The sequence below is a fragment of the Yoonia maritima genome (assembly GCF_002933395.1).
GTDB lineage: Bacteria > Pseudomonadota > Alphaproteobacteria > Rhodobacterales > Rhodobacteraceae > Yoonia > Yoonia maritima_A.
The window spans coordinates 90,348-111,543 of sequence record NZ_PKFN01000009.1; the positions used below are offsets into that span (position 1 = coordinate 90,348).

The 21,196-nt window shown below is 53.4% G+C and carries 20 protein-coding genes; 13 read left to right on the forward strand and 7 right to left on the reverse strand.

Going from position 1 to position 21,196, the window contains the following annotated elements:
* Positions 1–14 precede the first annotated feature (14 nt).
* The 3 genes from CYQ09_RS11595 to CYQ09_RS11605 all read right to left on the reverse strand — a co-directional run bounded on the left by CYQ09_RS11595 (position 15) and on the right by CYQ09_RS11605 (position 5,482).
* A complete protein-coding gene (locus CYQ09_RS11595) occupies positions 15–3,446 on the reverse strand; it encodes a YhaN family protein (RefSeq protein ID WP_106745582.1) in 3,432 nt (1,143 codons plus the stop codon).
* Complete coding sequence (locus tag CYQ09_RS11600) at positions 3,446–4,678, reverse strand: metallophosphoesterase family protein (RefSeq protein ID WP_106745583.1); 1,233 nt, start codon at positions 4,676–4,678, stop codon at positions 3,446–3,448. The genes CYQ09_RS11595 and CYQ09_RS11600 overlap by 1 nt, the downstream gene beginning before the upstream one ends.
* Positions 4,679–4,774: 96 nt before the next feature.
* Entirely contained in the window at positions 4,775–5,482 is a 708-nt protein-coding gene (locus CYQ09_RS11605; protein WP_239495926.1) for a GntR family transcriptional regulator, read from the reverse strand.
* Positions 5,483–5,589: 107 nt separating this feature from the next.
* Here CYQ09_RS11605 and CYQ09_RS11610 point away from each other — a divergent pair, with 107 nt between their 5' ends.
* The 5 genes from CYQ09_RS11610 (at position 5,590) to CYQ09_RS11630 (ending at position 11,252) form a co-directional block, all read left to right on the forward strand.
* Entirely contained in the window at positions 5,590–7,104 is a 1,515-nt protein-coding gene (locus CYQ09_RS11610) for a UxaA family hydrolase (protein ID WP_106745584.1), read from the forward strand.
* A 24-nt stretch (positions 7,105–7,128) separates the two neighbouring features.
* Positions 7,129–7,875: an SDR family oxidoreductase gene (locus CYQ09_RS11615; RefSeq protein WP_106745585.1), complete on the forward strand. Its 747-nt coding sequence runs from the start codon at positions 7,129–7,131 to the stop codon at positions 7,873–7,875.
* A gap of 73 nt (positions 7,876–7,948) precedes the next feature.
* Complete coding sequence (locus CYQ09_RS11620; RefSeq protein ID WP_106745586.1) at positions 7,949–8,803, forward strand: fumarylacetoacetate hydrolase family protein; 855 nt, start codon at positions 7,949–7,951, stop codon at positions 8,801–8,803.
* Positions 8,804–9,026: 223 nt separating this feature from the next.
* Entirely contained in the window at positions 9,027–9,746 is a 720-nt protein-coding gene (fnrL, locus tag CYQ09_RS11625) for a transcriptional regulator FnrL (RefSeq protein WP_106745865.1), read from the forward strand.
* 270 nt (positions 9,747–10,016) lie between these two features.
* A complete protein-coding gene (locus CYQ09_RS11630; RefSeq protein ID WP_106745587.1) occupies positions 10,017–11,252 on the forward strand; it encodes a reverse transcriptase family protein in 1,236 nt (411 codons plus the stop codon).
* 64 nt (positions 11,253–11,316) lie between these two features.
* Here CYQ09_RS11630 and CYQ09_RS11635 read toward each other — a convergent pair whose 3' ends face one another.
* Positions 11,317–12,174 (reverse strand): universal stress protein, encoded by an 858-nt coding sequence (locus tag CYQ09_RS11635; protein ID WP_239495927.1) that lies wholly within the window; start codon positions 12,172–12,174, stop codon positions 11,317–11,319.
* Between the two features lie 170 nt (positions 12,175–12,344).
* Here CYQ09_RS11635 and ccoN point away from each other — a divergent pair, with 170 nt between their 5' ends.
* The 5 genes from ccoN to CYQ09_RS11660 all read left to right on the forward strand — a co-directional run bounded on the left by ccoN (position 12,345) and on the right by CYQ09_RS11660 (position 16,410).
* Positions 12,345–13,943, forward strand: a complete 1,599-nt coding sequence (gene ccoN / locus CYQ09_RS11640; RefSeq protein ID WP_106745588.1) for a cytochrome-c oxidase, cbb3-type subunit I — start codon at positions 12,345–12,347, stop codon at positions 13,941–13,943.
* Positions 13,944–13,955: 12 nt separating this feature from the next.
* The gene (ccoO, locus tag CYQ09_RS11645; protein WP_106745589.1) at positions 13,956–14,705 is read left to right on the forward strand and encodes a cytochrome-c oxidase, cbb3-type subunit II; all 750 of its coding nucleotides are present in this window, start codon (positions 13,956–13,958) and stop codon (positions 14,703–14,705) included.
* 12 nt (positions 14,706–14,717) lie between these two features.
* The gene (locus CYQ09_RS11650; protein WP_106745590.1) at positions 14,718–14,933 is read left to right on the forward strand and encodes a cbb3-type cytochrome c oxidase subunit 3; all 216 of its coding nucleotides are present in this window, start codon (positions 14,718–14,720) and stop codon (positions 14,931–14,933) included.
* A complete protein-coding gene (gene ccoP / locus CYQ09_RS11655; protein ID WP_106745591.1) occupies positions 14,930–15,799 on the forward strand; it encodes a cytochrome-c oxidase, cbb3-type subunit III in 870 nt (289 codons plus the stop codon). The genes CYQ09_RS11650 and ccoP overlap by 4 nt, the downstream gene beginning before the upstream one ends.
* Before the next feature lie 230 nt (positions 15,800–16,029).
* Positions 16,030–16,410 (forward strand): translation initiation factor 2, encoded by a 381-nt coding sequence (locus tag CYQ09_RS11660; protein ID WP_106745592.1) that lies wholly within the window; start codon positions 16,030–16,032, stop codon positions 16,408–16,410.
* Between the two features lie 43 nt (positions 16,411–16,453).
* Here the strand turns inward: CYQ09_RS11660 and CYQ09_RS11665 are convergent, their stop codons facing one another.
* Complete coding sequence (locus CYQ09_RS11665; RefSeq protein ID WP_106745593.1) at positions 16,454–16,954, reverse strand: Lrp/AsnC family transcriptional regulator; 501 nt, start codon at positions 16,952–16,954, stop codon at positions 16,454–16,456.
* 165 nt (positions 16,955–17,119) lie between these two features.
* Here CYQ09_RS11665 and trxB point away from each other — a divergent pair, with 165 nt between their 5' ends.
* Positions 17,120–18,061 (forward strand): thioredoxin-disulfide reductase, encoded by a 942-nt coding sequence (trxB, locus tag CYQ09_RS11670; RefSeq protein ID WP_106745594.1) that lies wholly within the window; start codon positions 17,120–17,122, stop codon positions 18,059–18,061.
* Positions 18,062–18,326: 265 nt separating this feature from the next.
* Entirely contained in the window at positions 18,327–20,036 is a 1,710-nt protein-coding gene (locus tag CYQ09_RS11675; protein ID WP_239495928.1) for a bifunctional sulfate adenylyltransferase/adenylylsulfate kinase, read from the forward strand.
* A 61-nt stretch (positions 20,037–20,097) separates the two neighbouring features.
* On the opposite strand, the gene CYQ09_RS11680 is transcribed toward CYQ09_RS11675, so the two are convergent.
* Both CYQ09_RS11680 and CYQ09_RS11685 read right to left on the reverse strand, forming a co-directional pair.
* Complete coding sequence (locus CYQ09_RS11680; protein ID WP_106745595.1) at positions 20,098–20,322, reverse strand: DUF1150 family protein; 225 nt, start codon at positions 20,320–20,322, stop codon at positions 20,098–20,100.
* Positions 20,323–20,327: 5 nt separating this feature from the next.
* Positions 20,328–20,741, reverse strand: coding sequence for an Hsp20 family protein (locus CYQ09_RS11685; RefSeq protein WP_106745596.1), 414 nt, complete (start codon positions 20,739–20,741; stop codon positions 20,328–20,330).
* 167 nt (positions 20,742–20,908) lie between these two features.
* On the opposite strand from CYQ09_RS11685, the gene CYQ09_RS11690 reads away from it, so the two are divergent.
* Positions 20,909–21,127 carry a YdcH family protein gene (locus CYQ09_RS11690; RefSeq protein WP_106358090.1) on the forward strand — a complete coding sequence of 73 codons (219 nt, stop codon included), beginning with the start codon at positions 20,909–20,911 and terminating at the stop codon, positions 21,125–21,127.
* Positions 21,128–21,196 lie beyond the last annotated feature (69 nt).

The following is a 21,196-nucleotide window of genomic DNA, read 5'->3' on the forward strand; positions in this document are numbered from 1 at the left end:
TGTCGCGGATGAGGTCAGATTTCATGCACACGCACGCTGTCACCACAAACGTCCCGCGCAATATCAACGACATGCTGGTGGTGCGTCAGATAGATCGCCTGACCGCGTCGCCCGATCCGTTCCATCATTTTGCATGCGGCCTTAGTGCGTTCTTCGTCAAAGGTCTCGAAAATATCGTCGCAGAAAAACGGAAGGCAGGTGCCTTGGCTGGCCAGTTGTTCATAGGCGGCGGCACGCAGTGCAAGGTACAGCTGAAACCGCGTGCCTTTGGACATGTCTTGCGCTTGTTTTGCGCGACCAGCTGCATCAATCGCGATCAAGGTTTCGTTTGCTCCGTCTGGTTGCGTTTGCAGCGCCGTATATGCGCCGTTTGTCAGTTCAGAAAAGGCGAGCTGTGTCGCATTCATCATGCTACTGCGGTGTGTATCGCGATAACGTCTGATCGCTTCTTGGGCTAACATATGGCCAGCGCGCAGTTCGACATATTGCAATGCAATATCCTGCATGGCGAGTTCCAGCGTGGTTTTGCGTTCGGCGAGTTCGGCGATCACGTTGTCATCAGTAACTGACTGCAAATCTTTTGCCGCTTCGGCGCGGGCGGCGATTGCCTGTCTATATCGGGTTTCTAATTCATCGAGGTCACCCTGTAACTGCATCGATTGCGCATCGAGTATCGCAGGGCTGACGTTTTCCAATGCGGTCCGTGCCTCGGTAATGTCGGGCAGGTCCAGCTGCCCGATGATTTGGGTTGTTAATTCATCCATTTCACGACGGGCGGAAATAACGTCCTTGGCCTTGGCGACGGCGTGGCGCAGGTCATCAACAGATTGAACCGCGACATGCTTTGGAAATAGCTTTCCCAGTTCGGCCACTTTGCGATTGATATCCGTCAAATGTTGCTGGGCGTCGGTAATCGCGGATTTTTGGTTGCTGACCTTGGTCGTTAACGCGGCATGGTTCGTTTCCGCGACCTGTGCCGCGATTGATAGCTCGCCCAAAGAAGCAAAGACAGTTAGCGGGTCTTCATCTGCGTTTAACCCGTGTTTCGCGGCAAGCTTTGTCATTGCTGCGCTAAATTGCTCCTGATCTGCCTGCATTGCGTCGACCTGCCGGGCGGCGGTCATGCGGCGCACGTCAAGTTCGCGAAGCGTGCGCAAAGGTTCGAATGACAGTTCAAGCCGATCTGGTTCAACCCGATTGTGTAGGCATTCCGCGACCAGTTTATCCCAGTTTTTGTCAGCGTTATTTGCAACATCAAGCAGTTCATCGCACCGCTGCACCCGTTTCATTTGTTCGGACGTCAGATCATCCAAGGTGCGTTGTTCGGCGTTGCGTTGTTCACGCAGTTCGCGCGCGGACTTGTCTTTTTGTCGTGCCGCAGCGAGCAGAGTGTCAAAGTCAGGTGCATCTAACGAGATATGTTCACTCAGTGCTGCGACCAAACGGCTAGATTTCTCCAAAACCGCAGCGTTTTCATCGCTTATGATGTTAAGCTGATGTTGGGCTGCATGGGCAGCTTCGACCTGGTTAACCCATTTGGCAAATGCGGCAGGAGTAGGGGCTGTTGTGAGGCCCGTTTTCTGTGCCGCATCGTTGATCTGGGCTGAAATGCTGGACTGGTGGGTTTGCTGTTTCTCCAGCCGCTGTTTGACTTGTTCGACCCGTGCTTCGATTTCGGCCAAGTTTTGGGTCGCTTGGCGCAATTGTCCGATGTCTTTCGCTTGCGTGAAGCGTTGCTGTGCGGTTTCATCTGTGCGTCGTAGCGCAGCTTCGAATTTATTGGCCGTTTCAACATTCAACGCGTCGTAGTGGGCATGCCAAAGCGCGTTGCGTTGCTGCATTTCAGCGTCTGAAGTCGCGTCATCAACCATTGATCCACTGCTGCGCATCTGTTCGATCTGCGCATGTAGCACAGCAATTTCTGCGTTAAGCTGATCAATCTCGTCGTTTGTTTGTGCGATTTTTCGGCTTACCTCGCTATGCGTATCAGCAAGCAAACCGACGTCATGGGCAGTTATAGCGCACGGCGGTAGTGTGTTAAACGACTGCCCGTTGATGCTAAGGCTTGCCAGCGCGATTGCCAGTTGGCGTTGCGCGGTTGCGATCGCTTCGGTCGCTTTCGCATATGTGGGGGCAAGGCTATCTGCTGAAAACCGGTCGAGTAGTTCCCCAATTGCAGCGCTATCTGGGTGCGCTGCCGCAGTCCGGGCGAGATTTTCTGAAACGATAGTTAGCCGCTCAGTCAGGCGCGTTACCTCGTCACGTTCGGTTTGTAGGTCTTGCGCTGCTACGCGCTTTGCTTCGCGCGTTTGTTCTAGCTGCGAAAGCATGGAAGGGGCGATGATCAACTGGGTTGGGTCATCGTGTGCGCCAAGTTCGGACGCGGCCTTTTTCATATCTGCGATGATTGCATCGCGTGTTTCTATGCGGCGGGGTAGGTCCAGTTGTGCGGTCGCAAACCGGCTGCGTGCGGGGTCAAGATCCGCTAGCGCGCTTTGTAGATATAGCTGATCGGGGTGGCGCGCGATTTGTGAAAGCTCGGTCTCAAGATCGTTCACTTCGCCCAGCAATCGGGTGATGTCGGCTTCGGATTGACGTTGATGGGTCAGCATATGTACCAAGTCTTCTGGCGCAACATCAAGCGTATCTGGATAGTCCACGAATGGGGCAATACTTTCTTCAACCTGATCCAGCTTTTGCAAAAGAGGTAGCGCGGCTTGTTGCGTTCTTATCTTGGCCAATTGGGACATCAGTTTTGCGCGTTCGTCCCCGATTTCGGTTTCTTGCGACGTTGCTGTTGTCAGTGTCTGTCGTAACTTTCGGTAGGTGCTGGCCGGCACGTCTTGGGCTTTGATTTGCGTCGCGACGTCGGTCAATTCTTTCTTGATCTGCGCCATTTCAGATTTACTGGACCGTTTGAGGTAAAGCGCGCTTGCGTCTGTATCAACACGGTCCAATACCGTCGTGAGGTCGGCGACGCCTGCGGCAGCGGAAAACAGCAACCGTCCAATGTCGCCCTTACTATTCGCGATTTCTTCGCCGCCGGCTTCGATTGTTTCATCGTCGAGGCAAAGCAAACTGCGATAGTCGGCAGCCGTTAAACCGCCAAGGTGTGTTGCGATAGCTGCTTCGGGCAAGGTTGTTCCATTGGCATCTACCAAAGATGTGGCGCGGGTTGGTAGCCGCGTCAGTGTTAAGTCGCCTTGTGTGGTTTCCAACGTACCAGACACCCGCAGGTTTTTGCGTTGATGCTGAAAATCATAGTCTTCGCGTGTGTCGAACCCATATAGCAGGCGTAGATATGCCTCCATGGTGGTGGTTTTACCTGCCTCATTCGGCCCGTATACAATATGAAAGTCAGGTTTGCCCGCGCCGCCCGTGCCAAAGTCATAGGATTTACCTGCAAAGTGCCCAAACAGGTCGAGGCTTAGCTTCTTTAATCGCATCAGTCTGTTGCGCCTTTCATCAGCGCAATCATCTGTGCCGCACCGCGATCAGCCAAGTCTGCGGCAAGTGCATTTAGCGCGTCTTGGTCAGGTAAGATGTCAGCACGTAGGTGGGCGGGTAATTCAGATAGCATCGTATCTAGCATCCGGGTCATTTCCTTTGAAAACCCCGCTTCATCGCGAATGCTGTCCATGATTTTTCCGAGCTCGTCTGTTGCGTTATTCGTTTCTGACGATATCGGCCGCTGAAGGTCAAAGCTGACTTTGTCGATCCACAACTTCCCCGTTTCTCGGGCCAACTCGCGTGCGGTTTCTTCCCAGACACTGCGGTCGCGCAGGATATGCCAATGGCGTTTGGATTGACCCGTAAAGGACAAACGCAAGATCGCCGTTTCGTCGGTGGCTTGGCCTAACTCACGAAAGGTTTGTCGCAAAAAGTCGCGCAAAATGTCGTCGGTGTCAGATGTACTGATATCAATTGAATGGCCTATAAACGTGACCGCCGATGTCGGCACTTCGCTGAGGGTGATTTCTCGGCCATCAATATGGAGCATCGTGGCAGATTGCGGCCCCGACTCACCGATGTCGCGGCCTTGGGGAATGCCAGGCATGACAATCCACGGGGTACTGCCATAAACGCGCCGTTTATGAATATGCCCCAATGCCCAATAGTCAAAACCCATTCCTTGCAGGTCTGCTTCGGAACAGGGTGCATATGTGTCATGGCCCGCAGCGCCTGCAAGCGATGTGTGTAGCATGCCAATATTGATTGCGTCGGGTATCGGGGCGCTGAATTTGTCCAGCAAGCTATCAGGGGCATGCCGTCCGCTAAAACTGACGCCGTGAACCCAAATGTTCGTTCCCGGCAGCTGTACCTTGCCGCCGCGCCCGTCAAAAACGTGGACGTTTGCGGGCAGGGCTACTTCGCCGGTAATGGGGTTTTCGGCGTCATGATTCCCTTTGATGTAGAATACAGGAATATCGGCATCCGCGAGCCGATCTAGCTGGGTGACAAGAAACGCTGCGGTTTTGGCGCTGCGTGCGGAACCGTCGAATAAATCGCCAGCAATCAATAGCGCGGCAACCCGTTCAGATAACGCCGTGTCCACAATTCGAATAAAGGCAGATCGCGTGGCCGTTTGTACGATGTCACGCATCGTTTCATCGCGCAGGGCCAATGATTTCAGTGGTGAATCAAGATGTAAATCAGCGGTATGCAAAATGCGGATCAAATGCGTTCTCCTTGGGTGTGAACTTGATCGCTTTTCCGAAAAAGCGCAACGGGCAGGGAAACGCGCGTCACAAGACAGGTGGATGGGGCGTCTAGCCTAGCAGAAAAAGTCAGGATGCTGCCGTTCAAGAGGCTCTATTCGGTTGATCAACTGAGCAAGGTGATACCGCATCGCCTTTGCCGCCGCCTGCGGGTCTTGGTCGGTGATCGAATCTAATATCGCAGCATGTTCAGCAAGCGTTTCTGCGGGCCGCCCAGCCTTGGGTAGGACCAGCATCCTGACGCGCCGCAACTGAAGTGCGAGCTGTCCGGCAATCGCAGCAACAGACCGAAAGCCTGTAAACTCTAACAGCATTTTGTGAAATGCCTCGTCGGCTTCAAAGAAACCGTGGAAATCTTCGTCTTCGACCAGCAGTTTTTGCAGGTGAACGTTTCGTTTGAGTTGCAGAATTTGATCGTGTGTCCGGGTCGCGGCGACGCGTTTTACTGCGGCAACTTCGACCGCATCACGCAAAAAACATTCTTCTCGGATCTCGTCTAATGAAAACCGTGTTACGCGGGTTGCCGATTGTGGGATCACATCAACAAGCCCATCGCCGGACAATCGCGTTAACGCGTCGGCGACTGGCGATCGCGACACACCAAACTGTTCGCAGATCGCCGCCTTGCGCAGGACAGTGCCGGGGACCAATTTCATATCAAGGATCGCGTCGCGTAGCGCGGTATAGACCCGCTGTGATAGGGGGCCATCAAGCTGGTCAATATCCGCCAAAGCTTCAGCGCTGATGTTAGTCGTGTTCGCCAAGTCTATTCTCCGATCTCAACTGACATGTTAGTTGACAGGTATGGCGTGTAAAGCTAATTGTGATTTTGCTTTTAACGGACTCTTTTATGCCAGCATAGGACGCCAGTATGCCCCAAGTTATCTGTCTTCACGACGACGACAATATCGTTATCGCACTTGCAGATTTGAACGCTGGCGCTGTTGTCGATGGGGTAGAGGTGCCGCTGGCGCAATCGATTGCACGGGGCCACAAGATCGCGCGCTGGGCCATTGCGTCAGGCGAAAAGATCATTCGTTATGGTCAGACCATTGGTCAGGCGAAAAACGACATCGCCGCGGGTGAACATATACACGTTCAAAACCTTGGTATGGGCGCGCATGCCCAAGATCATGCTTTTTCCTCTGAGGCGAAGACGCTTACGCCTGCGACTGACGCGCGTACGTTCAACGGTTATCACCGTGCCGATGGCGGTGTGGGCACGCGCAACTATATCGGCATTCTAACATCAGTGAACTGCTCGGGTTCTGTTGCTAAATTCATCGCCGAGGCTGCCGAGAAATCAGGTTTGCTGGATGCCTATCCCAATGTTGACGGTATCGTGCCGATCACCCATGGCACCGGCTGCGGCATGTCTGGCGAAAACGAAGGCTATGATGCGCTGTTCCGCACGTTGTCTGGCTATGCATGTCATCCTAATTTTGGGGGCATTCTGCTGATTGGGCTTGGGTGTGAGGTTATGCAGCTGTCGGCGCTTGTCGATGGTCGCCCAATCCGGGCAGACGGCGCGTTGCGCTATATGACCATCCAACAAGAGGGCGGGACGCGCAAAACCATCGAAAAAGGTTTGGAGCAACTGGCCGGCGTTGCTGCGCTTGCCAATCAGGTTACCCGTCAGCCAGCACCAATTTCTAAGATCATGGTTGGGATGCAGTGCGGCGGGTCTGACGGGTATTCTGGGATTACAGCGAACCCTGCGCTGGGCGCCGCGTCTGATCTGTTGGTGCGTCACGGCGGCACCACGATCCTGTCAGAGACGTCGGAAATCTACGGTGCTGAACATTTGCTGACCCGCCGTGCGGTATCGCAAGAAGTCGGTCAAAAGCTAATCGACCGCGTGATTTGGTGGGAAGACTACTGTGCCCGCAACGGTGGCGAGATGGACAACAATCCAAGCCCCGGCAACAAGCGCGGTGGGCTCACGACGATCCTTGAAAAGTCGCTTGGCGCGGTCGCAAAAAGTGGCAGTGCACCACTCGCTGACGTGTACAAATTCGCCGAGAAAATCACGACGCCGGGCTTTGTCTTTATGGATAGCCCCGGGTTTGATCCCTGTTCGGTCACAGGACAGGTCGCGTCTGGTGCCAACCTGATTGCGTTTACCACCGGGCGCGGTTCGGTTTCGGGCTATATGCCAACGCCCGGAATTAAGATCGCGACCAACAGCGAAATGTACGCCCGTATGTCGGACGACATGGATATGAACTGCGGTGATATCGTCACTGATGGCGTATCGATCGAAGACAAGGGGCGCGATTTGTTTGAATTGTTCATTCGCGTGGCCTCGGGCGAGAAAACCAAAAGCGAACAGTTGGGCTATGGCGGGGTGGAGTTCGTGCCATGGCAAATTGGCGCGGTGATGTAAGCATAAACGCTTTGGGAGGAGCATATGCGATTAAAAGATAAGACAGTTCTGATCACTGCTGCAGGACAGGGGATGGGACACGCTGCGGCGATTGCCTGCGCGGCAGAAGGTGCGCAGGTCTATGCCACGGATGTGAACCGCGATGCACTGAAGACACTGGACGCCGTTGAGCGCATTGAAACGCGATACTTTGACGTGACGGATGCGGTGGCGACGCTGGAACTTGCCGCAGAATTGCCTGACCTTGATTGCCTATTTAACTGCGCGGGCATCGTGCACCACGGTACAATCCTAGATGTGTCAGACGCCGATTGGGATCTATCGGTCAGCGTAAACATAACTTCAATGCTGCGGATCAGTCGGGTGTTTATTCCTGGCATGTTGCGGCGGGCAGAAATTACGGGCACCGCGTCTATCTTGAACATGTCGTCGATGGCGTCTTCGATCAAAGGGTTCCCATTTCGCACCGCTTACGGTGCGACCAAGGCCGCCGTCTTAGGCCTGACCAAAGCGGTCGCTGCTGACTTCGTAAGCACTGGTTTACGGTGCAATGCGCTATGTCCCGGTACTGTTGATACACCGTCACTACAAGGGCGGATCGCATCTGCGCCCGACCCGGTTCAGGCCGAAAAAGATTTTGTCGCGCGGCAGCCGATGGGACGACTGGCAACCGTCGATGACATGACGCCAACAATTATTCACCTACTGTCGGACGACAGCCGCTTTGTTACTGGGCAAGCCGTGTCAGTCGATGGCGGCGTCACGATCTAAGCGTGATTGATTGCTTTCAATTCTTGGCTAGCTATGGTCAGCGGGCCAATACTTTTTTGCGGAAAGGGCAAAGATGAAACTGTTGCGTTACGGGCCTGCGGGCCAAGAAAAGCCGGGACTTTTGGATGATCAGGGGCAGGTGCGTGACCTGTCGGACATCGTATCTGATATCGCGGGCGATACATTGACCGCCGAAGGTATAGATAAGCTGCGTGGGCTGGACGTGAACGCGCTGCCAGTCGTGCAAGGCACGCCACAAGAAAGTCTGCGTTTGGGTGCATGTGTTGGCAACATCGGAAAGTTCATCTGTATCGGCTTGAACTATGCCGACCACGCGGCCGAAAGCGGTCTAGATGTACCGCCAGAGCCCGTAATTTTCAATAAATGGACCTCTGCGGTGGTGGGCCCGAATGATGATGTCATGATCCCGCGTGGATCAATTAAGACCGATTGGGAAGTCGAGCTGGGTGTCGTTATCGGTACTGGTGGTTCCTACATCGACGAAGCGGACGCGATGAACCATGTCGCAGGTTTTTGCGTGGTTAACGATGTGTCCGAACGTGAATATCAGATTGAGCGCGCTGGAACGTGGGACAAGGGCAAGGGATGTGACACCTTTGGCCCTACTGGTCCGTGGCTCGTGACGCCGGATGAAGTCGGTGACTTTGATAACTTGGCTATGTGGCTGGATGTCGATGGCAAACGTTATCAAAACGGATCTACCGCGACGATGGTCTATAAGGTGCCGTTCCTTGTCGCGTATTGTAGCCGCTTTATGTCACTGCAACCCGGTGACGTGATCTCAACTGGGACGCCGCCCGGCGTGGGTATGGGGCAAAAACCGCCAACATACCTCAAAGGTGGCGAAGTCATGCGGCTTGGGATTGATGGGCTGGGTGTGCAGCAACAAAAAGTCACTAATGCCTAGAATTTAGGGGCATTGCGGGAACCGCCAGACGACCCAATCGCGAATGGTCGTTTTAAATCAGGCTTGGGCGTGGTGCACGATATGGATACTTTATCCTAAAATATTATGCACGTGCCTGCCTTTAGCAATGCCCGTCAAATAGCCGGGCATTGTTGGGTTTGGAGTGGCATTATACGGCTATCTGGGGCATGGTTTGTCTGCCAAAAGGCTTGGAGCCGCCAAAATGCAACTATCTGTCCCAAAGCTGAAGTCGTGTGACGATTGTCCAATTCGGTATAATGCCGTTTGTTCCAAATGCGAGCCCGCTGAAATGCGCGAGCTGGAAGAGATAAAATATTACCGCTCGTTCTCGGCTGGACAGCCGGTGTTTTTCGCAGGTGATCCATTAGAATTTGTGGGTTCGATTGTTTCTGGTGTGTCTAGCTTGACGCGCACCATGCCTGACGGCCGTGTGCAAATGGTGGGTTTGCTCTTACCGGGCGACTTTATGGGGCGCCCGCATCGCGAAACGATCGATTGCGATGTTGTCGCTGAAACGGACATTATGCTGTGTTGTTTTCGTAGAAAGCCCTTCGAACGACTGATCAATGACACGCCACATGTTGGTCAGCGATTGTTGGAGATGACGCTTGATGAGCTGGATGCAGCACGCGAATGGATGCTTGTCTTAGGCCGTAAAACTGCCCGCGAAAAAATTGCTTCCCTGCTATATATGATAGCGACCCGCATGGCGAAACTGTCGGAGAAAACAGGTGACGAAGCAACGTTCACTTTGCCGATTACCCGCGAAACAATGGCGAATTACTTGGGGCTGACGATTGAAACGGTGAGCCGCCAGATGTCTGCACTAAAGCGCGAAGGCCTAATCGCATTTTCCGACCGCCGAGACATCACCGTACCTCAGATTGAAGCATTGAAGGCGGAAACGGGCGAAGACGCCTAGGGGCAGGTTCCTGTTGTTCACATGTTTTTCCGTGGCTAAGGTTGGTTTGTAACGGCGGTCTCTGGTTGGCGCTTCACGGCACCGGGGCGGGGCATCCCCGCCTAACTTACCACCTTTGCATACACGGCATCACCGTTACTGGGCGCAGCCCAGCGCGGGTGATGCGCGACCAAGAAAGGCAGAGATCGTTCGTTGCAGTCATCCTCTTTTCGTTCATGCCGCAGCCTTGCCCGCCTTTTAGCGCCTAGTTTGCAGAAATGCCGGTGGACGATGCCAGAGTTGACCGGCGCGCTACAACGCCGTTTACCACCGCAGTTTCATCGCGAAGCGCAGTTGATCGCAGCGGATTTAATTCCGTTGCTACCGGTGATGGTGGCGCCAACTGACGGTGCGATTACCAAGGGGCTGTTAAACTGTGGTGCTTTTGCCCGTCTTCATCGCGAATGTTTGCGGTTGGGAATTTGGCCTGCCGCAGATCTGCAGTCGGACCAAATGCGTCCCTATGCGCCATTTGCGCAGTTAGATTTACCAGACCTGCGGACCGAGGCCAACCTGGCCGATTGGCTCATGCTCGATTATTCTCGGGTCGCCTATTTTACAGATATAAGTAATCGGCAAAACGATCACCCTGATGCGCCAGTGCATCATTATCTATATGGTTTGCGTCGCAAATCTTCTGGAGGTCTACGTGTCATCGAGGCACCGAAATCTAATTTAAAGTCAATTCAACGGCGAATACTACATGGGATATTGGATCAGGTTCCAGTCCACACAGATGCCTTTGGCTTCGTGCGTGGCCGATCATGCGTGCAGGGCGCTGCCCGTCATTGCGGTGAGGAATGTGTGGTTCGCTTTGATTTACGGGACTTCTTTCCCAGTATCCAATCAAAGCGGGTTTTGGGGTTATTCCGGCGGTTAGGGTACCCACGCTGGGTTGCCCAATCATTGACTGGGCTTTGCACGACTGCGACGCCGGGTCGGGTGCTTGTCGGTTTGCCGCCGCAACAACGTCAGCAGATGCGTGTGCCGCATTTGCCGCAAGGGGCGGCGACATCGCCTGCGTTGGCAAATTTGATCGCGTTTACATTGGATCGCCGATTGTCAGGGCTCGCTCGTAGTGTTGGCGCAGGGTACAGCCGCTATGCTGATGATCTGACGTTTTCAGGTGATATCGGCATTACTGGTGTTCTCGAAGACGCCATTCCGCAAATAATCGCGGATGAGGGGTTTGTGATAAACCCAAACAAAACCCGCGTTACACACCGTTCAGAACGTCAAACGGTAACGGGCATTGTGGTGAACCAGCATTTGAATATTTCACGCAAGCAATACGACCAAATCAAGGCGATCATTCATGCATTGCGCCGACCAGATGATCCACGTCGTCTAGATCAGGCGTTTTGTTTGTCCTTGGAAGGCAAAATCGACTGGGTTTGCGCCGTGAACCCGCATCGGGGCAATAAATTAAGGCGGCTATATCAAGTCACAATCGAAGATTTCGGGTGAGGGTGGGCGCAACCTGTGATCCTCCCAGTACACAAACACGACCACCCTACGTGTGTCGCGGTTCTTAGCGCGACATCAAGATCGGTCGGTCGGCCATCTCCAGCAAGCTTCGCGTTGTGCCTCCAAAGACAGCTTCGCGTAGGCGGGAATGGCCATAGGCCCCGGACACGATCATCTGTGCGCCAACCTCCCGAGTATGGCGCAACAGTATCTCGGCGATATCTGGCTCTGTTTTTGCCAAAACGTCAACCTGAGTCTTTGCTCCATGTCGCATTAAATACTGTGCGACCGCCCCTCCGGGGTCTGATCTATCGGCGGCGCGTACGGGGGGATCGATGATGCAGATGTCAGTTTGGGCCGCTTCGGCCAGAAATGGGAGCGCGGCACGTATGGCTGTCATCGCCTCGGTTCCATCATTCCATCCGACGATCACGCGCCCGTTTGGTTCTGGGGCTGTGCAACCTTTTGGGATCATAAGAACGGGGCGTTCGGCTGCGAAAAGGCTTGCTTCGACAATTGCGGCAACTTCTTCGCTATCTTGGTATGGACGCGCTGTTACCACAAGGTCGGAAAACCGCAAGTTGCGGGCGACGAAGCTTGACAAGGCTGGTCCCTGTACGGCGGCCCCTTGTAAAGACCAACGCACCGTTTCGCCCTGCATTTCGGCATTTACCCATTTTTCTAATGCATCACGCTGTTTGATGGCCTCGCGGGTTTGGTCGGCAATTAGCATTGCCTCGGCCCCCATATAATAGCCACCTGTTTCCGAATGACTGATTGTGATCGCGTATATGTCAAGATGCGCATCCATCCGAGTGGCAAGCGCGATTGCTGCATTTAGTCCGTCAACGTCTTCTTTTTGCGTAAGAATAACAGAGATGATCTTATAGGCCATTGTTGGCATCCCTTTGATCGATTTCATCGTTGGTCCGGTCGTTCGCGCAAAACCGTGCCGTAAACCCAGCATGATACAAATCAGTTAGTTCGGTGTTGATCCATGTCAAAGACCCGAACGGAACATCCGCGCAAAAGAGAATCCATAAATAGCTGTCGCATCAGATTTTGGGTGTGGCAAACGAAGGGGATTCTCTGATGGAGAACTATATTAAGCTGGTCGTCTTAGGGCTAATCACCCTGATTGCGGCCATTGGCGCAAACTGGGGTCGCGATGTTGCCTACGTCGTGCATGCGATCATCATTATGCTGGTGTCGGGTTTTTTGTTTGTGCGTACGCTGCGCCTGACTGATGAACCGGTTAGGCCGATTCCGATCGATGGATACATGGATGATGTCGTGCGGGCCGGGGTCATTGCGACCACGTTTTGGGGTGTCGTTGGCTTTCTTGTCGGTGTCGTCATTGCGTTTCAACTGGCGTTTCCATCGTTGAATTTTGAATTCCTTCAACCTTTCGGAAATTTTGGTCGGTTACGTCCCCTGCATACAAGTGCGGTGATTTTTGCCTTTGGAGGTAACGCGCTGATCATGTCCTCATTCTACATCGTGCAACGGACCTGCGGCGCACGATTGTGGGGCGGGAACCTGTCGTGGTTTGTGTTTTGGGGGTACAACTTGTTTATTGTACTTGCGGCGACAGGTTATTTGCTTGGGGCGACCCAATCAAAAGAATACGCCGAACCCGAATGGTACGTTGATATCTGGCTGACCATCGTTTGGGTCGCATTCCTAGCTGTTTATCTTGGCACGATCTTTAACCGCAAAGAAAAGCACATCTATGTTGCGAACTGGTTCTTGCTGTCGTTCATCATTACCGTGGCGATGCTGCACATCGTGAACAACCTTTCTGTTCCTGTCAGTATCTGGGGCAGTAAATCGGTGCAGCTATTCGCGGGCGTCCAGGACGCGATGACCCAGTGGTGGTATGGCCATAACGCTGTGGGCTTTTTCCTGACTGCGGGCTTCCTCGGGATGATGTACTACTTTGTGCCCAAGCAAGCGGGGCGTCCGGTTTACAGTTATAAACTGTCGATCATTCACTTTTGGGCCCTCATATTCCTATATATCTGGGCTGGTCCACACCACCTGCATTATACCGCACTGCCTGATTGGGCATCGACGCTGGGTATGGTGTTTTCGATCATCCTTTGGATGCCAAGCTGGGGCGGCATGATCAACGGTCTGATGACCCTGCAAGGGGCATGGGACAAGCTGCGTACCGATCCGATCATTCGGATGATGGTCATCAGCCTCGCGTTCTATGGCATGTCCACTTTTGAGGGACCGATGATGTCGATCCGCGCTGTGAACAGCCTGTCACATTATACCGACTGGACCATTGGGCACGTGCACTCGGGCGCGCTTGGTTGGAACGGGATGATCACATTCTCTGCACTGTATTTCTTGACACCACGTCTGTGGGGCCGTGCGCAGATGCATTCAATGTCGGCGATCAACTGGCACTTCTGGTTGGCCACAATCGGTATCATTCTTTACGCAGCGTCCATGTGGGTCACCGGTATCATGGAAGGCCTGATGTGGCGCGAAGTCGATGCGAACGGTTTTCTTGTGAACAGCTTTGCCGACACTGTGTCCGCCAAACTGCCCATGTATATCGTCCGCGGTTTGGGTGGAGTCATGTACCTAGTGGGTGCGCTGATCATGGCCTGGAACATCTTTATGACCGTCAAAGGTGGCGCGCGCCAAAAAGCCTTTGTTGGCGTCCCAGCAGAATAAGGATCAGGAACAATGTCTGATACAACACCTACCAAAGGCTTCCTGGCCAAACATGCCGCATTAGAGCGCAGCCCAACCTTGCTGTTCGTTTGCTCGCTGCTTGTGGTGACTGTGGGCGGGATCGTAGAAATTGCACCGCTATTCTACCTTGAGAACACCATCGAAAAGGTCGAAGGCGTGCGCCCTTATTCCCCGCTAGAACTGGCGGGGCGGGATATTTATGTACGCGAGGGCTGCTATGTCTGCCATAGCCAGATGATCCGCCCGATGCGTGACGAGGTCGAACGCTATGGCCATTATTCGCTAGCTGCTGAATCGATGTATGACCACCCGTTTCAATGGGGTTCAAAACGCACAGGGCCTGATCTGGCCCGTGTTGGCGGCAAGTATTCAGATGCTTGGCATGTGGATCATCTAATTGATCCGCAATCAGTGGTGCCTGAATCGGTGATGCCGGGATACGGCTATCTGATGGATGCCGAAGTGAACGCAGGATATGCGGCAGACGTCGTTGCAACCCATCGGATTGTCGGTGTTCCCTATACCGAGGAAATGATCGAGGTCGCCGCATCTGATGTTTTGGCACAGATTGATCCCGACAGTGAATCTTATGATGATCTGCTTGAACGCTATCCCGGTGCGCAAATCCGTAACTTTGACGGCGCGCCCGGCGTGTCTGAAATGGATGCGCTTGTGGCCTATCTGCAAATGCTGGGTACGACGGTTGATTTCTCGACCTTCACCCCAGACGCCAGCCGCTAAGGAGTACTGACAATGGATACCTATTCATTCTTACGCCAACTCGCCGATAGCTGGGTTCTGCTGGCGATGACGCTGTTCTTTCTTGGGGTCATTGTTTGGGCGTTTCGGCCCGGCAGCGCCAAGGTTCATGCCGAAACCGCGAGCATCCCATTTCGTAACGAAGTTAAGCCGGGCAGCGCTGAAGCGCCTGTCAGCGACGCCCCAAAAGCCAAGGAGCTGCAATCATGAGCAGCGATAAAAAAGACATTGATGAAGTCACCGGCACCGACACAACGGGTCATAGCTGGGACGGGATCAAAGAGCTGAACAATCCGCTCCCTCGGTGGTGGCTGTGGACGCTTTACATGACCATCGTTTGGGCGATTGGGTATTCGATTGCCTATCCAGCGTGGCCAATGATTTCCGGCGCGACAGCCGGCGTGCTAGGCTATTCAACCCGTGCCGAGGTCGCAGCCGACATCGCACGGTTTGAAGAAGCCAACGCCGGAATTTCAGCGGAGCTGGCCGCTGCGGATTTAACGACCTTGTCCGACAACGAAGATCTGATGCGATATGCAACGTCAGCCGGGGCGGCGGTGTTCCGCAACAACTGTTCACAGTGCCATGGTTCTGGCGCCGCAGGTTCCAAGGGCTATCCTAACCTGCTTGATGATGATTGGCTGTGGGGCGGTGATTTTGAAAACATCAGCTACACGATCCGTCACGGCATCCGGAACGAGGAAGACTGGGATGCGCGCTATTCTGAGATGACAGCGTTTGATGACATTCTGTCAGGCGATGAAATTGATGCAGTCGTGCAGCATGTGCTCGCGATTTCCAATCAAGACCACGATGCGGCTTTAGCCGAAACAGGTGGCGTAATTTTCTATGACAATTGTGCCGCGTGTCACGGCGATGATGGTGCCGGAAACAGGGATATGGGTGCTCCAAACCTGACCGACGCCATTTGGCTTTATGGTGGAGACACTGCGTCTCTAGAGGGAACCGTGCGCTATGCCCGTTTTGGAGTGATGCCTAACTGGGGCACGCGCCTAACAGAAGCCGAAATTCAAGCGGTTACTGCCTATGTCCATCAATTGGGCGGCGGCGAATAAGGATCACAGGCACCGTACCATCTGTTCGCGCAACGGTACGTACCCAGTGAAGGAAGGGCACCCAAGCAAATGGGTGCCCTTTTTTTGGTTGCGCGAGTTGTTGCTTAACCACTACAGGGTGTATTGATTTTTGAAATTCCAGCCTGGCGGAATTGCTTCGGTGTCATTCACTAGGTTAGCCGGCCTGTGGGGGCGCTAAAAAACGTCTATTAAAGGTTAGGAAAAGTTGAGTGAAATTTATACCATCTATTATTCTATGCGCTGCTGTATCTGTGTCCGGTTGTGCGACGGTCACGCGTGGGACAAATGACGTATTGAATGTCAATACAACGCCATCTGGCGCACAGGTTCAAACAAGCAATGGATTTAGCTGCGCCAGCACTCCTTGTGCGATTAAAATGCCGCGACGTTCAGAGTTTGTAGTTTCGATCGCTAAAGCTGGATGTCGCCCAGTGAATGTCAACGTGACACATAAAACTGCGAATGGCGGCGGCGCTGCGTTGGCTGGAAACGTCTTGGTTGGTGGCGTGATTGGTCTAGGTGTTGATGCGGCTACAGGTGCGTCTCAAGAGTTGATGCCGAACCCGGTCCAAGTCACCCTCGAGTGCTGATCTAATGTAGTGTGGCAACAAGGTTACGTTGCCACACTGTTTTCTAGGCTTCTTGTGCAAGCCGCGCTTCGAGCACGTCAAATGGAACACCGGGTTCATCTTTTGCACCGCGAATGACCAAAGACGTTTTTACAGATGCGACGTTCTCAGCGCTGGTCAGTTCCTCGGTCAGGAACCGTTGGAATGTCCGCAGATCAGGGGCCACACATTTCAGGATAAAGTCTACTTCGCCATTCAGCATGTGGCATTCCCGGACCAATGGCCAACCTCCACAGCGCTTTTCAAACGCGCTTAGGTCGATTTCGGCTTGGCTTACCAAACCGACCATTGCAAAAACCTGTACCTCAAAGCCGAGTTCGCGCGCGTTTACGTCTGCGTGGTATCCTTGGATAAACCCTTGTTCTTCAAGCGTTCGTACACGACGTAGACACGGCGGGGCAGAAATGCCGACGCGTTTTGCCAATTCAACATTTGTCATGCGCCCGTCTGCCTGCAGTTCCGCCAGAATCATTCGGTCAATTTCGTCAAGTTTAGTGCCCGGCATCGGGGATCCTCTGTATTTTTCCGAATACTACGCAGTTGTGGGTGTCAGCGCAATATTATTTCAATGTTCGGTAATAAATGTACAGCGCATTCCTGCTATGCGCGGTCTTTTAACCCGGGACGCGCACCGCTATATCAAAGCAAATTCATTTGAAAGAGGCCAATCATGTCCGAGACGCGTCACACCAAAGTTCTGATCATCGGCTCTGGTCCGTCTGGCTATACTGCGGGGGTCTATGCGGCCCGCGCCATGCTGGAACCGATCCTAGTGCAAGGCATTGAACCCGGTGGCCAATTGACCACAACAACCGAAGTTGAAAACTGGCCCGGTGACACAGAAGTCCAGGGGCCTGATCTGATGGTTCGCATGGAAGCACACGCCCGCGCGATGGGCTGCGAGATTGTCGGCGACATCATTACTGAGTTGGACCTGCAAAACCGTCCGTTCACGGCAAAGTCGGACAGCGGCACGGTTTATACCGCCGATGCCGTGATCCTATGCACTGGTGCGCGCGCGAAATGGCTGGGCCTTCCGACGGAAGAAAAGTTCAAGGGATTCGGTGTTAGCGCCTGTGCAACCTGCGACGGCTTCTTTTATCGCGGTCAAGAAATCGTTGTGGTCGGTGGCGGCAACACTGCCGTGGAAGAGGCGCTGTTCCTGACCAACTTTGCATCCAAAGTGACCCTGATTCACCGCCGCGACGAACTGCGTGCCGAGAAGATCTTGCAAGACCGTTTGGAGAAGAACCCGAAGATCGAAACGCTTTGGTTCCATGAAGTTGACGAAGTCTACGGCACCGACAGCCCACTTGGCGTCGAAGGGATCAAGGTTAAGCACACGACCACTGGTGAGATCACGGATATCCCGGCCAAAGGCGTATTTATCGCAATCGGTCACGCGCCTGCCTCTGAACTGGTCAAAGACCAGCTTGAACTGCATAGCGGCGGATATGTTGCGGTTGAACCGGGTAGCACGCGGACAGCTATCCCCGGCGTATTCGCGGCCGGCGACTTGACTGACCACGTTTACCGTCAGGCAGTGACATCTGCCGGGATGGGCTGCATGGCGGCACTTGATGCTGAACGGTTCTTGGCCGAGCAGGACTAAGCGCCAATTACCATAGAATTTCAAGAAAATGCCGGGCGTGATGTCCGGCATTTTTCGTTAGATAGATCATTGGGGTGGTAACGCGTTCATCAGCGATACAAACTGAAAGACCCAAAGTCCATTTGTGACGATTAGTAGCCGCTTTGGTTCTATCGGCTTGATGAAGATGCGAACGCCTGTCTTTTTTGTTGTGCTGTGCTAGACAATGCCCGTGGCGCGGGTCTATGCCCGCCTCAAATTGCATATTAATTGTCAGAGAGTAATCATGCCGCAGAACCTGGCTCCGATCCCCGAACTATACGTATCCTACGACAGCGCACAGAAACTCAAAGCCGACGCAGGTGAATTGATCAGCCACGATCTGACACCGCGCCAGATTTGTGATCTTGAACTGCTGATGAACGGTGGCTTTAACCCGCTTAAGGGTTTTCTTACCGAGGAAGATTATAACGGCGTTGTTGAGAACATGCGCACCGCTGATGGTACGCTTTGGCCAATGCCAATCACTCTCGACGTTACCGAAAAATTTGCTGAAACGGTTGAACTTGGTCAAGATATCGCTTTGCGTGACCAAGAGGGCGTTATCCTTGCGACAATGACCGTCACCGACAAATGGATGCCAAACAAGTCGCGCGAAGCGGAAAAAGTATTCGGCGCTGATGATCTGGCACACCCGGCGGTGAACTATCTGCATAACCATGCGGGCGCTGTTTACCTTGGCGGTCCAGTCACTGGTATCCAGCAGCCCGTACACTATGATTTCCGTGCGCGTCGTGACACGCCGAACGAACTGCGTGCTTATTTCCGCAAAATGGGCTGGCGCAAGGTTGTGGCGTTCCAAACACGTAACCCTCTGCACCGCGCCCACCAAGAACTGACATTCCGTGCTGCCAAAGAAGCGCAAGCAAACCTGTTGATCCACCCTGTTGTTGGCCTGACAAAGCCGGGTGACATCGATCACTTTACACGCGTACGCTGCTACGAGGCGGTTCTGGATCAATACCCAGCATCGACAACATCCATGTCTTTGCTGAACCTTGCCATGCGTATGGCTGGCCCACGCGAGGCAGTTTGGCACGGCCTGATCCGTAAGAACCACGGCTGCACACACTTTATCGTTGGTCGCGACCATGCTGGCCCCGGTAAAAACTCGGCTGGTGAAGATTTCTATGGACCATACGATGCGCAGGACCTGTTCCGCGAGCATCAAGAAGAGATGGGCATCGAAATGGTCGACTTTAAGCACATGGTTTATGTGCAAGACCGCGCCCAATACGAACCAGCCGATGAAATCGCAGACAAGGATGACGTGACTATCCTGAATATTTCAGGCACTGAATTGCGTCGCCGTCTGGCCGAAGGTCTGGAAATTCCTGAATGGTTCAGCTTCCCGACTGTGGTCGAAGAGCTGCGTAGGACGCGTCCACCACGGGCGCAGCAGGGTTTCACCGTGTTCTTCACCGGTTTCTCTGGCTCTGGCAAATCGACTATCGCGAACGCGCTGATGGTTAAGCTGATGGAAATGGGCGGTCGCCCGGTGACATTGCTTGACGGTGATATCGTTCGTAAGAACCTGTCATCCGAGCTGGGCTTTAGCAAAGAGCACCGCGATCTGAATATTCGTCGTATTGGCTACGTGGCATCCGAGATCACCAAAAACGGTGGTATCGCGATCTGTGCGCCGATCGCGCCTTACGCGTCAACACGCCGTGCCGTTCGTGAGGATATCGAACAGTTCGGTGCCTTTATCGAAGTGCACGTTGCAACGTCGATCGAGGAATGCGAACGCCGTGACCGTAAAGGTCTGTACAAGCTAGCGCGCGAAGGCAAGATCAAGGAATTCACAGGTATTTCAGACCCGTACGACGTGCCGGAAAACCCTGAGATCAGCCTTGAGACAGAAAGTGTCGAAGTCGATAACTGCGCGCATCAGGTGATCCTGAAGCTGGAAAGCATGGGCCTGATTAAAGGCTAATTGGTCGCATATCGTAATTTTAGGCCAGCCCATTCACTGGGCTGGCCTATTTTGTTTTTGCTTAGTGAACCGTCACCGGGTTCATGTCATTTTCACGGGCGAGGTGGAACGCCAGCTTGCGGTTCGCAACCAGTGCCAGTTGTTCGCCTTCGGAATTATGCACTGCAAACAACGTTTCTAAATCGCCAATCTGATCGCGCATGTCGTCGGGTAGGTCCGCTGCAAGGACCGGCTTTACGTATACGATGTCTGTTGCCAGCTCGTTGATATCGAATTTCGTGTCCATGGCGTTTATCCTTTCCGAATATTTATTGTTTGTACGACGCGGTCAGGAACCGCGCGCGTGAGATCCACATGCAAAAGCCCGTTTTCCATAACGGCTTCGCCAACGTCGACCCCATCGGCCAGCACAAATGCGCGCTGGAACTGCCGGGCCGCGATGCCGCGATGCATATAGATACGCCCTTCGGCATCGTCATCTTGCCGACCCCGAATAACCAACGAATTGTCTTCGACCGTAATAGCAAGATCGTTTTCGGCGAATCCTGCTACAGCCAATGTGATGCGGTAAGAATTATCCGAAGTCTGTTCGATGTTGTACGGCGGGTATCCGTCGTTTCCGCTTTTTGCGGTGCGTTCGACCAACCTTTCCAGCTGTTCAAACCCCAACAGGAACGGATGGGTCCCCAAAGCCAATTTCGTCATAAGACATGCCCTTCATTAAGCGACTGTCGCGTTTTGGTCCCGATTTCGGCAACCTTTCTAAAAATATGGGGGGCAAAGACGAATTGATCAAGGGTAAGTATTTGGATGATTTCTTTTGCGCCGTTATCTATAGACCAGTTAACGAATGAAAATTGGGTGCACCTTCGATGAATAACTCAGCAAAAATGGACCAGATTGAGGTTTTACGCGTCAAACTGGAAGTTTTGCGACAAGAGCATCGTGACTTAGATACTGCAATCGGGGCGCTGCACGAAAATCCGACGGCGGATATGTTGACGTTAAAGCGGTTGAAACGACAAAAATTGATGCTCAAAGATCGTATTGTCGCGCTAGAAGACCGCATTTTGCCTGATATTATCGCCTGATAGGCCGTTGCAGGTTTGACCGCCTTGGCTATAGTGCCGCTTCCTTTTGAAACCGAGGATATGAAAAGC